General features: G+C 49.3%; 13 protein-coding genes and 1 pseudogene. 2 read left to right on the forward strand and 12 right to left on the reverse strand.

Going from position 1 to position 15,286, the window contains the following annotated elements; translation table 11 throughout:
- Positions 1 to 357: 357 nt before the first annotated feature.
- On the reverse strand, positions 358 to 1,722 hold the full coding sequence (locus DBV39_RS04100) for an IS1380 family transposase (protein WP_108620466.1): 1,365 nt from the start codon (positions 1,720 to 1,722) through the stop codon (positions 358 to 360).
- Between the two features lie 146 nt (positions 1,723 to 1,868).
- On the opposite strand from DBV39_RS04100, the gene DBV39_RS04105 reads away from it, so the two are divergent.
- Entirely contained in the window at positions 1,869 to 2,903 is a 1,035-nt protein-coding gene (locus DBV39_RS04105; RefSeq protein WP_108620467.1) for an IS5 family transposase, read from the forward strand.
- Between the two features lie 260 nt (positions 2,904 to 3,163).
- On the opposite strand, the gene DBV39_RS04110 is transcribed toward DBV39_RS04105, so the two are convergent.
- Positions 3,164 to 4,498, reverse strand: coding sequence for a lipopolysaccharide biosynthesis protein (locus tag DBV39_RS04110; protein WP_108620468.1), 1,335 nt, complete (start codon positions 4,496 to 4,498; stop codon positions 3,164 to 3,166).
- Between the two features lie 5 nt (positions 4,499 to 4,503).
- On the reverse strand, positions 4,504 to 5,631 hold the full coding sequence (locus DBV39_RS04115; protein ID WP_108620469.1) for a glycosyltransferase: 1,128 nt from the start codon (positions 5,629 to 5,631) through the stop codon (positions 4,504 to 4,506).
- A 174-nt stretch (positions 5,632 to 5,805) separates the two neighbouring features.
- Here DBV39_RS04115 and DBV39_RS04120 point away from each other — a divergent pair, with 174 nt between their 5' ends.
- Entirely contained in the window at positions 5,806 to 7,128 is a 1,323-nt protein-coding gene (locus DBV39_RS04120) for an ISL3 family transposase (protein ID WP_108623076.1), read from the forward strand.
- A 212-nt stretch (positions 7,129 to 7,340) separates the two neighbouring features.
- On the opposite strand, the gene DBV39_RS04125 is transcribed toward DBV39_RS04120, so the two are convergent.
- The 9 genes and pseudogenes from DBV39_RS04125 to DBV39_RS04160 form a co-directional block, all read right to left on the reverse strand.
- Positions 7,341 to 8,189, reverse strand: coding sequence for an NAD-dependent epimerase/dehydratase family protein (locus DBV39_RS04125; protein ID WP_108620470.1), 849 nt, complete (start codon positions 8,187 to 8,189; stop codon positions 7,341 to 7,343).
- A gap of 2 nt (positions 8,190 to 8,191) precedes the next feature.
- Positions 8,192 to 8,728: a dTDP-4-dehydrorhamnose 3,5-epimerase gene (gene rfbC / locus DBV39_RS04130; RefSeq protein ID WP_108620471.1), complete on the reverse strand. Its 537-nt coding sequence runs from the start codon at positions 8,726 to 8,728 to the stop codon at positions 8,192 to 8,194.
- 10 nt (positions 8,729 to 8,738) lie between these two features.
- Complete coding sequence (gene rfbH, locus DBV39_RS04135; protein WP_108620472.1) at positions 8,739 to 10,091, reverse strand: lipopolysaccharide biosynthesis protein RfbH; 1,353 nt, start codon at positions 10,089 to 10,091, stop codon at positions 8,739 to 8,741.
- Entirely contained in the window at positions 10,088 to 11,152 is a 1,065-nt protein-coding gene (gene rfbG / locus DBV39_RS04140; RefSeq protein WP_108620473.1) for a CDP-glucose 4,6-dehydratase, read from the reverse strand. Before rfbG ends, rfbH begins: the two co-directional genes overlap by 4 nt.
- Positions 11,153 to 11,162: 10 nt before the next feature.
- Positions 11,163 to 11,936 carry a glucose-1-phosphate cytidylyltransferase gene (rfbF, locus tag DBV39_RS04145; protein ID WP_108620474.1) on the reverse strand — a complete coding sequence of 258 codons (774 nt, stop codon included), beginning with the start codon at positions 11,934 to 11,936 and terminating at the stop codon, positions 11,163 to 11,165.
- Between the two features lie 25 nt (positions 11,937 to 11,961).
- Positions 11,962 to 12,774 carry an FAD-binding oxidoreductase gene (locus DBV39_RS04150; protein ID WP_265416033.1) on the reverse strand — a complete coding sequence of 271 codons (813 nt, stop codon included), beginning with the start codon at positions 12,772 to 12,774 and terminating at the stop codon, positions 11,962 to 11,964.
- A 15-nt stretch (positions 12,775 to 12,789) separates the two neighbouring features.
- Positions 12,790 to 12,954 (reverse strand): annotated as a pseudogene (locus tag DBV39_RS20565) (2Fe-2S iron-sulfur cluster-binding protein); the annotation flags it as partial.
- 462 nt (positions 12,955 to 13,416) lie between these two features.
- A complete protein-coding gene (locus tag DBV39_RS04155; RefSeq protein ID WP_108620476.1) occupies positions 13,417 to 14,583 on the reverse strand; it encodes a nucleotide sugar dehydrogenase in 1,167 nt (388 codons plus the stop codon).
- Positions 14,580 to 15,026, reverse strand: a complete 447-nt coding sequence (locus DBV39_RS04160) for a MarR family EPS-associated transcriptional regulator (protein ID WP_108620477.1) — start codon at positions 15,024 to 15,026, stop codon at positions 14,580 to 14,582. Before DBV39_RS04160 ends, DBV39_RS04155 begins: the two co-directional genes overlap by 4 nt.
- Between the last annotated feature and the right edge of the window lie 260 nt (positions 15,027 to 15,286).

Genomic DNA, 15,286 nt, shown 5'->3' on the forward strand with positions numbered 1-15,286 from the left:
GTGTATTAATTTTTTAAGGAATATTCTGAAAAAAACCAAGGACTCACAAAACACCAAGGCTCTATGAAGTTTCCGGTGCCCCCTGCGTCACAATACATGTCCGGTCATTTAATTTCTTTTTCTTAACCCGAACGTTTCATAAACCGGGCCTGAGTGCTGCGACTTCCCTGGTTCTTCCTGATTTCTGCACCCTTTGACGTTTCCGTTGCGCGTGCCATGCAGATTGGAGAGTGGATTTTGCCAACTTCGTACCTGCTTTCGCCGATTTCGGCCTGAACGGGTCAGCAACAAGCGTGCATCAACCTCCGATGTCTCGGTTTTGAATTTTTAAAGGGTTGTCTGATCGCGTGTCTGCGCTCAGGCCGGTGCGGGTGGCCGCTGTGTCTGGTAGAGCAGTTCGGTCACCCGCTCCAGAATCCCTTTCACCGGACACCCTGTGGGCAAGGACAGACGAATCCGGTCTTTGTACTGCACGACCTGCACGGCGAGCTTGAACAGCTTGAGGATGATGGTCCCGGGCTGCGCTCTGGCCAGCTCCGTGTGTGCCAGCGTATTCTCACGCAGGCTGTGGATCAGCACATACGCTGCACAGGCATAGAACATCCGCATGTGGTTGGCAAGGAAGGTGTGGTCAGAGGTGCGATCGCTGGCCAGATCGTTCTTGATGGCCTTGATGTAGTTCTCGTCCTGGCCGCGAGCGCAGTACAGCTCGCGATAGAGCAACTCGGCTGTGGGCTCGTTCAGTGAGCTCACCACAAACCGGGGGTTCTCGCCCAGCGCCATCACCTCAGCCTTGAGCACGACCCGATAGGCCTTGGGCCAGGTGCCGGCCTGATAGGACAGGTCGTCATACAGGCGGGTTGCACCCGGGGCAGGCAAGCCGAGATGGCGGGCGCTTTCGCAGCGCGACTGGTAATGGGACTTTGCTCGCTCAAGCAACGGTTGCGCCAGGGGTAGCAGCACCTTGTTGCCCGCCAGTCCAAAGATGAAGTCCATTGCGGGGTCCTGCTCACATAACGCCATGAGTTCCGGGTTGGAGAAATGGCCATCACCGCGCAAGATGATGTGGGTGTCGGGCCAGGCCTGGCGCAGCGCGCGCACCACACGCGCGATGATGGCGGCATTTTCCCGACCTGTGGGGCGCTTGCCCGAGAGTCCCTCGAACAGAAACAACGGCATGTAGCAGTGGTGGCGGTAATGGTGGTTGTAAAAGGCGAGTTCCTGCTGGCCGTGAGTGGGATCCTCGGAGTGATCCATGTCGAGCACGATCAAGGCCGGGGCCTGGGCATAGCTGTCGATAAAGGCGTGGACAAAGCTTTTGGCAAGACGATAGATATCACGACGAGTCAGATTGTTCTCCAGCCGTGACAGCGTCGGGCCTGAGGCGAGGTCGGTGTCTGCGTCCAGCGGTGCACGGCCCGCGGCGAGCTTGAACATCGGGTCTGCACGCAAGGCGTTGGCGTCATTGCCATCGGCATATCCGCATGCGCTCTGGAACACGCGCTGGCGCAGCAGATCGGTCATGGAATGAGAGATATGCGACGGATGGCGTTTGTCATGGATTGCGCCAGCCAGACGCGAGATCAGCCCGGTTTGCAGATCCGTACCCCGAAGCAGGATGGCGCCGAAATCGCTCGACAGGGCACCACCATCAAACTGTGCACGCACGGTGAAACCAGCACTGGCAGGAAAGCGAAGCTGGGTTGGGATAGAATCATTCATGGGCGGTTTTGTTTAAGCTTCTTACGAAGCGTTATTGGCGTAATCCCAATTGTATCAATGGGTTAAACAAATACCGCCCATTTCCGTGAAAAATCCGGGTTAGCTCTTGGTAAAATGTAGTCTTTACTACATTTGATCCAATTGCCATGCACCGCAGCGCCATCAAACCCGATCTTTTCGCTGACCAGGAACACAAGAACAAGCTTGATTCACTCGGTGATCCGCTACTCGACCTCGAGAAGCACATCGATTTCAAAGCGCTGGCAGCCAAAGTCGATGCGGTGGCGCCCCGGGAGATTTCACCCAAGGGTGGGCGGCCTGCCTATCCGACCGAAACCATGATCAGGATTCTGGTGCTCAAGCGCCTGCACAATCTGTCAGACGAAGCGATGGAGTACCAGTTGCTGGATCGAATGAGCTACAAGCGGTTCTGTGGACTGATCGACTCTCGAACCATTCCGGATCGCACCACCCTCTGGACCTTTGAAAACCGGATCGGAACAGATGGTGCCAAGGCACTGTTTGATGGTGTGGAAAGCCAGTTACTGAAGAAAGGCTTTATGGCTCGTGCCGGACAGATCATTGATGCAACGATCGTACCAGTTCCGAAACAGCACAATCGCAGTGCCGAGAAGGAGCTGATCAAGCAAGGTGCCATGCCCGCAGACTGGAAGCCTGCCAAGAGAAGGCAGAAGGATGTGGATGCCACCTGGACGAAGAAGCACGGCAAGAGCTTCTTTGGTTACAAGCTTTCCATCAATGTTGACAAGAAGTACAAGATCATCCGCAAGTTTGAGACGGATACCGCGAGCGTGGGGGACGGTGACCATTTCAACGCTGTAATCGATCCGTTCAACACCAGTGCGGATGTGTATGCCGATCGTGGCTATCCATCCAAAGCCAGAGACCAGTGGCTCAAAGAGAACGGCTATCGCAACCAGATCCAGCGCAAGGGTCAGGCCAACAAGCCTTTGTCCGAGGCCCAGCAGCGTCGCAACCATCGCATTGCCAAGACCCGAGCGCGAGTCGAGCACGTGTTCGCGATCATGGAGCAGATGGGTGGCAAGATGATTCGCACCATCGGTCAGGCCAGAGCCGACTTTGCCATGACGATGATGGCCACCTGCTACAACCTGAAACGGTTTGTGTACTTCCAGAAGAACGGCATCAAGGCCTTCTGACGCCCGAAGTGGGCCGAATCGCCGAAATCCGGGGCGATTCGAAGGGAAATCCGGTCAAAATGTGAGCAAATCGCTCACGAAATCAGTAAAAATGCTGTCGATGGCGGTCAGGAATCGTGCTGACGCGGGCGGTTTGGCGAAAATCGACTGTTAATCGAGGTGCCCAACGGGTGGTCGACTTTGCAGCCGGACTCAAATTTGCCCGGGAACTTCAGGACGAATGACTTGTGTGTAATGACATGGGCTTTGCCGGGGGATTGTTACTTATTTACGGAAAAAAATAGATATGTACAAATTCCAAGAGTAATGCTAATGGAGGGTATTGTCTTGATAAAGAAACTACTGACTGGTTTAAAAAAAACTTTTTTATACAATATGTAATATGTTTGGATAAAATTTATATGAAATGCGACAACTAGAAACCAGCACAGCGACTCAATATCTCGCATAACAATTCCAGTGATAATAGCAGCAACCATCACAACGGCGGAAAGTGCGCCGCTTAAGAATAGTAGATCAGTTCTGCTCATTGCCTGAAAGAAGCTACCGCTGGTTGATAGAATGACTTGTACAGGAATCGCCATTGCAAGGATTCGAATGATTGGAATTACATCTACCCATTGATTTCCGAGCGCTATCAAAATTATCCAGTCCGCCAAAAGAAACATCAACAACCCGGCAGCAGCACCTAGCAACGACAATCGAAACGTAAAACTTTGATGTATTTCTTCGGCTTTCGTCTGATCGTCCGCGTATTTTCTGATGACAGGTTGAATGGCTGGGGTCATTGCAAACGTGAGCAAAATCAGAGGATACTTCATTAGTTGGTATGCTTTGTCGTAGATCCCGAGTGCTGCGACACCCATGTACCTTCCTACCAAAATATTATCCAGATTCCGCGAGAAGTAATTTATGAAATTAAAGAAAAATTGATAGGTTGAAAATTTTAGCAACGGTTTTATAGCTGAAAACTTTCGTCCAGGAAGAGGTCGTCCGAACTCAGTTTTTCCTGAAAAGTACCATATCGTCAAAAGCAATGTTCCCGCACTCACGGTTCCCTTAGCGGCCAAGGCATGAATAGGGTTTACGAGATTTGCTAGAGCTATCGTGATTGTGAGGCTCACGATTTCAGCAATTAAACCAGCAACACCTATACGGTAAAACGCTTTATCACGAAGAAGAAGGGCGTTTGGAACGACGTTAACGGAGAAGAAAAAGAGGCTGATTGCTACATACGGAACAACGATACCTACGCCTGGAAGTTCATAAAAGAGCACAAAGACTGGAGCAAGTGATGCGAAAAGGAGTGCAAGTACTGTTCCGACAAGAATTGTTAAGCCAAAAAGACCATCGCGATCTGACTTTTTTAGCTGGTTGATATTGATGATTGCTGGGCCTAATCCTGCTTCAGCCATTAACTGAAAAAAGATGAAAAACACCATTACAGCTGCTACCGTTCCGTAGTCTTGCGGGCTGAAGATACGCGCAAGCACCATCATCGATAGTAAGTTGACTGCGTAGACTGCGTAGCGACTTACCATGCTTTTCGCGATGGCAGAGTAAAGGCCGTCTGGATTTATTTTTTTTAAATGCATCAACGTTAGTTCATTAAAACTTCAATTAGCTTGAGCTTAAAACTATCGGGAGAGAACATTTCGAAGTATTTTTTCTTTCCGGCCTGACCTATGCTAAAAATTCTTTCGCGATCTTCGGCACACTTTTCGATAGATCTTGCAATTTCCCTTGGATCGGATTCTGAAATGATTAAACCTTCATCTTTATCAAAAAGCTCTCGAGTGGCGCTGGTGCTCATTGTTAAACACGGTATTCCCAATGACAACGAGTCTACTAATTTATTGACAAGAACGGTTTTTGCTTTCTCGCTATCTCCGAAATTCCCAATTGATAGGTCACAATTTGTCACCAAGTGCGGTGCTAGTTTTCCATTTGCGAAACTATAGTTGTTAACTACAAAAATTTGATTTTGAAGACCTAATTCATTTATTTTTTTAATGTATGGTTGTGCCTTTAAGTCTGAATCTCCGAACAGATGTAATTTAATTTCTTTGTTTTTGATATATGAAAACGCCTCAATTACGTTGTTTAATCCATGTAAAGGGATGTAAGTTCCCCACCAGCAAACGTTGAAATCATTTTTACTTATTTTTCGACTTGAGAAAGTTTCTTTTTTATAATCAATGCATAATGGAATAATTTTTATTCTAGAAGAATCGATTGCTTGGCCAGCTATTTTTGTGTAATAGATTGATTCGGAATTGTTTAAAAAAATAACTTGACTTGCGGATTTCAATAATAGCCAGTCTTTTAGAAATGAGATTTTCCCAGCTATGGAATTTTTGAGGGCAATTTTTCTGTCGTTGACTATTGTGTCATATAAGCTAATGTAGTAGTCGACAATTATTTTTTTTCTGAAAAGTTTTCCAATTAAAATCTCTGCAATAGCCGAGGCAGATTGATTCATTGGTAAAACAAATACATGGGATGAAAGCGCTATAATTATAATTCTGTATGGAGCTATTAGGAAAGCTGTTGATATTGAAATAATCTTTCGAAGATATTTGATTTTTATTCTGCTTGCTAAGTAACCGATTGGGCTGTAGTGAAATTTTATCCCCTCGTCGCCAAGGCATTTTATAATATTTTGAGCTCTGTAGCTACCGTTTATATTTCCTGAAATATATATTTTAATGTCTTTTTTCTGAAGCACTTTTGACTCTATGGTTTCAGTTTATAAATGGATTTGTCAATTTGAATCCTTGAGAAATCCTATCGAGCACCTCGAATAACCTCGGCTCTATGACGTTTAGTGTGGAATTTGACTCAACGACAAAGATGAGTTTGGTGGTTCAATAGCGGCTGACTCCCCATGACTGGGACCTGCATAAACAAGCAGATCGAAGCCCTCTTCACCACAGCTCTGGGTTTGCAGGCTCCATGGCAGGTTGCCAAGGTTGAGCTCGACACCACCCGGCGTCGCATTGACTTTGAAGTCAAGTACACCGCCAAACGATCGGCCTGTCCCGATTGTGGTCTGGTTGATCAGGGCATTCATGATCATATGCCTCGCAGCTGGCGCCACCTGGACTTCTTTCAGTTCGAGGCCTGGCTACATGCGGATGTTCCGCGTATCCGGTGCAAGGACTGTGGCAAGACCACACAGATGCCAGTCCCCTGGGCCAATGAGGGCAGCGGCTTTACATTGTTGTTTGAAGCCCTGGCCCTGTCGCTGGTACAGGAGTTGCCCGTCAGTCAGGCGGCTCGTCATATGCGTGTCGGATCGGCCCGTCTGTGGCGCAGGCTTGATCACTACGTTTCGATTGCGCGTGAACAGGACGACATGTCGAGTGTGCGTCATATTGGAATCGATGAAACCAGTGTGAAGAAAGGCCACGCCTACATCACGGTCGTGCATGACTTGCAGGCCAAACGACTGCTGTTTGCCACGCCAGGACGAGACCACCATACTCTGGAGGCGTTTGCGCAGGATCTGCATGCGCATGGTGGCGATACGCGAAACGTGAAGCACGCCTGCATTGACATGAGTGCCGCGTTTGCCAAAGGCATTGCGCAGTCGTTGCCACAGGCGCAGATCAGTTATGACCGCTTTCATGTGGTGGCGCTGGCCAATACGGCCATGGATGACGTTCGCCGTGAAGAGATGAGAACCTCGGCTGACAGCGTTCGCGAGGCGGTCGGCCTGCAAGACACCAAAAACGTTCGGCAACTGTTCTGGGGCATGTGCAAGGATCCGTCTGACTGGACCAAGGGTCAGATCAATGCGATGCACTGGCTACAACGATCAACACTCAAAAGTGCCCGGGCGTGGCGACTCAAGCAGGCGCTGCGCGAGGTCTACAGTCAGGCAGTAAACGCCAATAGCGAAAATCTTGCGAAGTCCCTTCTGATCAAGTGGATCAGTTGGGCCAGGCGCAGTCGTCTCGAGCCATTCAAGCGCCTTGGGGCCACACTGAAGAGGCATTTTGATGGCGTGATTCGCGGCATGCTCGATGGGCGCAGCAACGCCTATGTGGAAGCCATGAACGGATTGCTCCAGCAAGCCAGGACCGCAGCCCGAGGCTTTCGAAATGTTGGCAACTTCATTTCGATTGCCTATCTGCGGATGTCCCGACTGAAACATTTACCATCGAATCCTTTATTACCGGCGCTACCACGTCTGGTCGGACAAACTCATTTTTGTCGTTGAGTCAAATTCCACACTAAACGTCATAGAGCCATAACCTCTCGTTTCCACGAAATACGAGTCACAACCTATTCAAATGCATAAGCTTGATTTTCGTTAAACACAGTTTTTCGAGGTGCCCATCAGGGACGATGGACATTATCCCACAATATTGTGTGAGGAATTTAATGATTTTTAATAATTGAATTAATCAGTCAGTGCACTATTTATTTAGTTTATGTTATGTGCACAGAGTGAATATCTGCTACTAGACGTTGTAGTTCTCCAGGACGCAAACCTAATTGGCCAGGTTGTAGTTCGCCAGTCGCTCCCCATGCACGCCACCAATATTGGGCAAATTCGATTAACGTTTGTGGTACGCCTGTCCCGATATTACGCACTTGCGGCTTTCCAGGTTCGACGTGTGTAAATGATAGAGCATCCACAAACTGACGGGCGACTTCCTCAACTGGGATAAAGTCCCGAATTTGAGTGCCCGCGCTCATAGAAAAATTGTCACCGGCCAGCGCTGCTTTTCGTAGCGAAGGCCAAAAACGAGAAGCAGCTTCACCTTCGCCAAACACTTGAAAAATACGAAGTATCTTTAGACGTAATCCCAAGCTGCGTGCAATGCCAAGACACACAGTTGTTGCTGCAGCTTTAGAAATAGGGTATGACAGTGATGGTCGCATCTCCGTGCCTGGATGTACAAAATCAATTCCTTCAGCAGCGGCTCCATATTCAAAACATGTACCGGCAACTAAGACATTCTGCACACCCTGTCTGGCGGCTTGTTGGAGGAGGCGTGTCGTTGCGTAGACGTTCCAATACAAACATTCATCTAGAGGAGCATATGGTGGATTAGGGGTGTGCGAAGCCAGATGAACCAAGGTCTCACAACCAGCCAACTCTACCTCGAAATTATGGTCTAAAGGACGTTCTATCCACAATGGATTCTGTGATGGCTGTAATCGTGGACGACTGCCTGGTCTGCATTGCGCAACAACTTCATGACCTGATTTCTGTACCTCGCGTAGAAAGTGGGATCCTACGAAGCCTGTTCCACCGGTAAGGAATATTTTCATGATCAAAATGGCGAGGAAAAATCTTTCAACATTGGATGATTATGGTCCCGTTCAGAAATTACGGGTTTATCGATTCCCCACTCAAATCCGAAAGAATCCCACCGTATACCTAAATCGTTGGATGGTGCATAGACCGAAGTGACTTTGTAAGCGAGCAGCGCGTCATCACTCAACGCAAGGAATCCGTGGGCCATGCCTTTAGGAATTATCAGGCCATGACCATAGGTGGAGTCAAGTTCAACAGACGTGCATTGGCCGTAGGTTGCTGATTCCTTGCGTAGATCTAATACTACATCCAGCACTTTGCCGTGTATACAGTAGACAAGCTTCTCGTGATCGTTTGGTGGGGTTTGAAAATGCATGCCGCGGATGACACCTTTTCGGGAACTTGAGTAGTATTCCTCATGCCACATCGTAGGTAGCCCCAACTCAGCGAAACGCATGGAGTGAAATGTCTTCACAAATGCGCCACGATCGTCCTTAGAAATAAAAGGATGTACTCGGAAGCAACCGCTCAGAACAGTAGGGGTCAATTTCATAGCCCGAATCTCAGAAATTCAATCCAAAGAACTCTTCTAGCTTGTCTGCAATGAAGTCAAGGTGTTCTTTGTCCAGAGCTGGAAAGGTACCTAGCCAGAATGTATGGTTCATTACAGTATCTGTGTTGGTGAGTTCTCCGCTAACACGATATTTACGGCCTGCCATATAGGGTTGTTTGGTCAGATTGCCGGCGAACAGCAGGCGAGTACCAATCTTGTTCTGTTCAAGGTAGGCAATGAGATCATTTCGTTTGATCCCGGTTTCATGTTTTACCACCAGCGGAAAGCCGAACCAAGATGGCTCGGACTCAGGGGTCGCTTCCGGCAAATGAAGGAAGTCAGCGCAGGTTTGAAGACGGCTGCGTAGATAAGCGAAGTTACTACGGCGCTTGGCGATGAATTCGTCTAATCGTTCTAGCTGCGCCAAGGCACAGGCAGCTTGCATATCTGTTATCTTCAGGTTATAGCCAAGATGACTGTAGGTATATTTATGGTCGTAGCCATCTGGCAAATCACCACCCAGTTGCTCCTTTGTCCAACAAAAGCGATTGTTGCAGGTGTTGTCTTTACCAGGAGGGCAATAGCAGTCACGTCCCCAATCCCTGAAAGATTCAGCAATAAGCTTGAGCTCAGCGTTATTAGTAAACACAGCGCCCCCTTCACCCATAGTGATGTGGTGAGCCGGGTAAAAACTTAGCGTCGCAATGTCTCCAAATGTGCCCACCATCTGCCCTTTATACGTTGCTCCGAGCGCATCGCAACAATCCTCCACTAGCCAGAGGTTGTATTTTTTACAAAGTTCAGTTACTACTTCGAGGTTGAAAGGGTTGCCCAAGCTGTGCGCCAGCATGATTGCCTTGGTCTTGGGTGTAATCGCCGCCTCGATCTTGCTTGCATCGATATTATGTGTCGCCAGATCAACATCAACGAACACTGGAACCGCGCCGAACTGGATGATTGGATTGACAGTCGTTGGGAAGCCTGCAGCTACGCCGATGACCTCATCACCTTGTTTAATGGCACGATCACCGAGCTTCGGACTGGTCAGAGTGGAGAAAGCCACCAGGTTGGCGGACGATCCTGAGTTCACTGTAATCAAATACTTGACGCCAAGAAACTCAGCCAGTCGGCGCTCGAACTCGGCATTAAAACGACCGGTGGTCAACCAGCCGTCTAATGCGGCGTCGACCATCATCTTGAGCTCGCCGGCTCCAATGACCTTTCCGGATACCGGTACGGGAGTCTGCCCTGGCATAAATGGCTTGGGTGCATATGCGATGTCCGCATATTGCTGCACCAGTTCTCCTATCTGGCTACGCAACCGGTCGAGTTGAGGTTGAAAGTTGATCGTCGTTGAGGTCATGGTTTAGACTCGTATTCAGAAATCTGATTTAAGCAAACTGCTCGCATGTCTTGGCCATTGAGCCAGGACTGGTGCCAGTCTGTGATGTGTTTAAGCGCAGTTTCAAGTGACCAGCGGGGCGACCACTGCAAACGCTGGCGTGCTTTTGAAATATCCAGTTTTAAATAGGTGGCCTCATGCGGATGAAAACCGGGCTGGATCTTCCAGCTTGCCCCGTTACCCCAACTGTCGCAGAGGTGTTCAACAATCCACTGAACTGGTCTGGCATCTTCGTCCCGAGGTCCGAAATTCCAGCCTTCAGCGTCTGTCTGACCGTTTGTGTACAGTCTCTCAGCTAAAAGCAGGTAGCCGGACAAGGGCTCTAGAACATGCTGCCACGGACGAATTGCATTCGGATTCCGGATGAGTACAGACTCATCTTTTTCTAAAGCGCGCAGGATGTCGGGTACCAATCGATCGAGAGCCCAGTCACCACCGCCAATCACATTGCCAGCACGGGCAGTGGCCAAGGCGATTCCAGCATCCTTCAGAAAGGATTTGCGATAGGCAGCGCTGACTAGTTCAGCGCAACCTTTGCTGTTGGAGTAGGGGTCAAAACCGCCCATTGGTTCGTCTTCGCGATAACCCCAAACCCACTCGCGGTTCTCATAGCATTTGTCGGTCGTGATGCTGACGATCGCCTTGACTGAACCGGCGTGGCGTGCGGCTTCAAGCACATGCACCGTACCCATTACGTTGGTGGCGTAAGTTTCGATAGGCTGGCTGTAAGACAGACGTACCAATGGCTGCGCTGCCATATGAATCACGATGTCAGGCTTAAATTCATTCAGTTGCGTTTTGACTGCAGAATACTCACGAATGTCTGAAATTCGATGTTCCATGCCCTCTGAAACACGCGCAACGCTAAAAAGAGCAGGCTTAGTAGGCGGTTCCAATGCCAAGCCGCGCAAGGTCGCTCCCATCGATTGCAACCATAGGCTTAACCAACTACCTTTGAACCCAGTGTGCCCGGTCATGAGAACGCGTTTTCCGTGCCAGAAAATGGGATCTACTTTATGCATGTCAATTGTCTCAGTCCCATTTCTTCCACGGTGCCTTACCTGAGTCCCAAAGTTCTTCCAGTAAGTTCTTGTCACGCAGTGTGTCCATTGGTTGCCAGAAACCGTGATGTTCGTAGGCCATCAACTCTCCGTCATTAGCTAATGTCATCAGCGGCTCTTGCTCCCAAATCGTGCTGTCGTTCTTTAGGTAGCTCAATACCTTCGGTGATAACACAAAAAAACCGCCGTTGATCATGGCACCATCACCTTTTGGTTTTTCTTTGAAAGACATTACCTGTCTATTTTGAATATCCAGCGCACCAAAGCGCCCAGGAGGAAAGGTCGCTGTAAGGGTGGCTGCTTTACCATGGATCTTATGAAAGTTGATCGTCGCGCTGATGTCTATATCGCCGACGCCATCGCCGTACGTAAAACAGAACGCTTCCTCGTTCTGCACGTAGTTTGCCACGCGTCGCAGACGGCCTCCCGTCATCGACTCATCCCCCGTGTCCACCAATGTGACTTTCCACGGTTCCGCTCGCTTGTGATGTACTTCCATTTGGTTGCTGCGCATATCGAAGGTCACATCTGACATATGCAAGAAATAGTTGGCGAAGTACTCTTTAATGACATATCCCTTGTAGCCACAACAAATGATGAAGTCGTTCACGCCGTGGTACGAATACATCTTGAGAATATGCCATAGAATCGGTCTGCCACCGATCTCAACCATCGGTTTCGGGCGAGTCGAGGTTTCTTCGCTGAGTCGTGTGCCGAGGCCGCCCGCAAGAATGACTGCTTTCATTGCAAATTTCCTGCTTTAGGAATTATTAAGAGGAAGAACTTACGAACGCATCTGAATAGAAGCGGCGCAGGGGGAGACCATTCTTTATTAGTAACCCTCTCGCACTGTCAATCATGACATTTGAGCCGCACGCATAGACAACCGTATTGGTCAAGTCAGGGTCAAGGTTCATAAGAACCTGTTGCACATGACCCCGTGCACCTTTCCAGTCAGTACCAGCTCGTGAGAGAACGGGCCAGAACGTGATGTTTTGAGTGATGTTGGCAACGTCAAGATAAAGATCTTGTGGTGAACGACCTCCCCAAAGGACTGTGACCGATCGGGGTTGCTGCTCAAGCGACTGGTCTTTCAGTGATTCAAGGATCGCTTTGACGGGTGCGATGCCGGTTCCTGTCGCCAGGAAGATCAAATCGAGATCAGCTGTGTTGCGCAGAAAGAAAGTACCAAGCGGGCCGTTTAGGCGTAACAAGTCATTGATCTTTGCAGTGTTGAACAAGTAGTCGCTCATCACACCGTTATTGACGGCCCGGACATGCAACTCCAGCACTTTCCCTGACATTCCAGAGTTGGCTAATGAATAGCTGCGACGCACGCCATTTGGTCCAATCAAGTCGACGTACTGTCCTGGAATGAACTCGAAATCTGCTGTAGGAGGCAAACGTAACTTGACCTGAAGAACATCTGGAGCCAACCGTTCGAGGTGACTTATTCTGCAAGGAAAGGTCTTCACGGAAGGTAAGATTACGCCACCAAGTTCCTCCACTTCAAGAGCAACATCGGTTTGTGCCGACCGCACGCAACTGAGTATCCAACCCGCAGACTTTTCTTGATCGGTCAATCCCGTCTCAGGGTGCAGGGCGAAAGTTGTGCCGCTGAGAACCTTGCATTTGCAGGTGCTGCAACGCCCAGATTTGCAACTGTATGGGAGGGTGATGTTTGACCGAGAGGCTTCATCAAGAATTGGTGAGTCTGCGCTTGATTCAAATTCAGCACCGCTACTCAGTCTGACAATCGGCATTCTGGTTTTAGTCCTCTTTCTGTTCTTTGAGTGGATAAATAGGTGAAGCCTCTATACATACTGGCTTCAATTGCATCATCTAACTCTGTAGCCATCGACGTGCACTTTTCTGACCCAGGGTAATCGCGTCGGTTTGAAGTCAGCTGAAAGACTACCTGTCCGAAAGTGATTCAAACTGGACTTGGCGCGGATAGATTTTTCTGGATTGGTTATTCGTGAATTCGATCGTGAGTTCTAGTGCGAGTTTCATCACTTATTCTTCTGCAACAGGTAGTATATTTTCTGCTAGTTCCATAAAATATCTGATCAGTTTGCAGATCGAGGTTGATGAAATCGTCCCTTTAACTCACAACCAGTTTCGCCGTATGTTTCATTTGAGGGATCGATTTTTACTGGTGTTCGACAGGATTCGCGACTAATCACAAAATCTGACAGATTTACTCACTTTACAGTTGGGACAGATCAATCACCACCATACAGGTCCCGACTATAAACCTTGTCTGTCACATCCTGAATATCGACGGTGATGCGATTGGCCACAATCAGATCAGCTTCTCCCTTGAATGCCTCGATATCGCTAATCACTCTGGACCCGTAGAACGTGGGCTCGGTCAAGGCTGGTTCGTAAACGATGACTTCGATGCCCTTGGCCTTGATGCGCTTCATGATGCCTTGAATGCTGGATGAGCGATAGTTATCGGACCCGGCCTTCATGATCAGGCGATAGATGCCGACGACCTTAGGCTGCCGTTTAAGAATCTCATCGGCGATGAAGTCTTTGCGAGTACGGTTGGAGTCGACAATTGCATGAATCAGGTTTTGCGGAACTTCCTGATAGTTAGCCAGCAATTGCTTGGTGTCCTTCGGCAGGCAGTAGCCACCATAGCCGAATGACGGATTGTTGTAGTGGTTGCCAATTCTCGGGTCCAGACAAACGCCATCGATGATCTGGCGAGTATCCAGACCGTGGGTGCAGGCGTAGGTGTCGAGTTCGTTGAAGTACGCGACCCGCATGGCCAGATAGGTGTTGGCAAACAGCTTGATCGCCTCGGCTTCCGTGCTGCGCGTGAGCAAGACGGGTACATCGGGGGTGCGCGAACCCTGTACCAGCAGATCGGCAAATCGTCTGGCCCGTTCAGACTCTTCACCTACGATGATTCTCGATGGATACAGGTTGTCGTGCAAGGCCTTGCCTTCTCTCAGAAACTCCGGTGAGAAGATCAGGTTCCCGGTCCCAAGCGCCTGGCGAGTGCGTTCGGTGTAGCCCACAGGAACGGTCGACTTGATCACCATGACGGCATCGGGATTGACAGCCATGACGTCGCGGATGACTGATTCGATTGACGATGTGTTGAACCGGTTGGTCCTGGGGTCGTAGTCAGTCGGGGTTGCGATGATGACGAAATCTGCACCTTCATACGCTATCTGCTTGTCCAGCGTTGCATGAAGGTTCAGGGGATGCTCAGCCAGGTAATGCTCAATGTCGGCATCCTCTATCGGAGACTTCCTGTCATTGATTGCAGCGACTTTGGCTGGATCAATATCAAGCGCGACAACCTCGTTGTGCTGAGCGAGCAGCACTGCATTCGAGAGACCGACATATCCGGTTCCTGCTATGGTTACTTTCATCGTGATGTTCCTGCGTTTTCTGGCTGTTGTGAGTCAACGGCACAACACTGTGTTTCGTTTGACCTCAATCCGCGCTCAATATCAAGGCTGCCAGAAAGAGGAGCGGTTTCACCGATCTCAAGACTGAGATCGTTGATTTCCGCTTGTAACACTTCATACTCCTGCATCTTTCTCCTCAGAAAACGTCCTGTCATGGAAATTTTCTGTGCCAATCCTGATGGTGTGAGTATGTAGACATACTTGAGCTTGTGCTGACTGTTCTGATAGTTGGACAGCTTCACGAATCCTTTGTCGATCAGTGCCTTCAGGCAATAGTTCAACCCCCCAAGGCTCATACCGAGTTCCTTGGCCAGGTCACGCTGACTGATCTCAGGATTCTGTTGCAGAATCCTGAGAATCCGGAAGTCAGTGTCTTCCTTAATTCGTATCTGTCTACTTGGCATCGTGCCCTGTTGTGCGGGTGGAGAGGAGTGTGGAGAAGTGTGTCAAATTGAGATTACAGATAGATTGATGTTGCGAGTTACAGGCCAGTCATCGTGAGATCACTCAGACGTTGCGTGAGAGGTGGCCAGAGAAACGCTGCGGTCGGAAACCGGGTAGTCAAAATCAGTACAACCAGAAACAGGGCGGTCAAAAACCGCCCTGGATGTCTTGTGAGTACTTACTCATCAATCCGGTTGCAAGCATTCCTGTCCGCCGAGTG

The organism is Orrella marina (assembly GCF_003058465.1).
In the GTDB taxonomy this organism is placed as follows: domain Bacteria; phylum Pseudomonadota; class Gammaproteobacteria; order Burkholderiales; family Burkholderiaceae_B; genus Algicoccus; species Algicoccus marinus.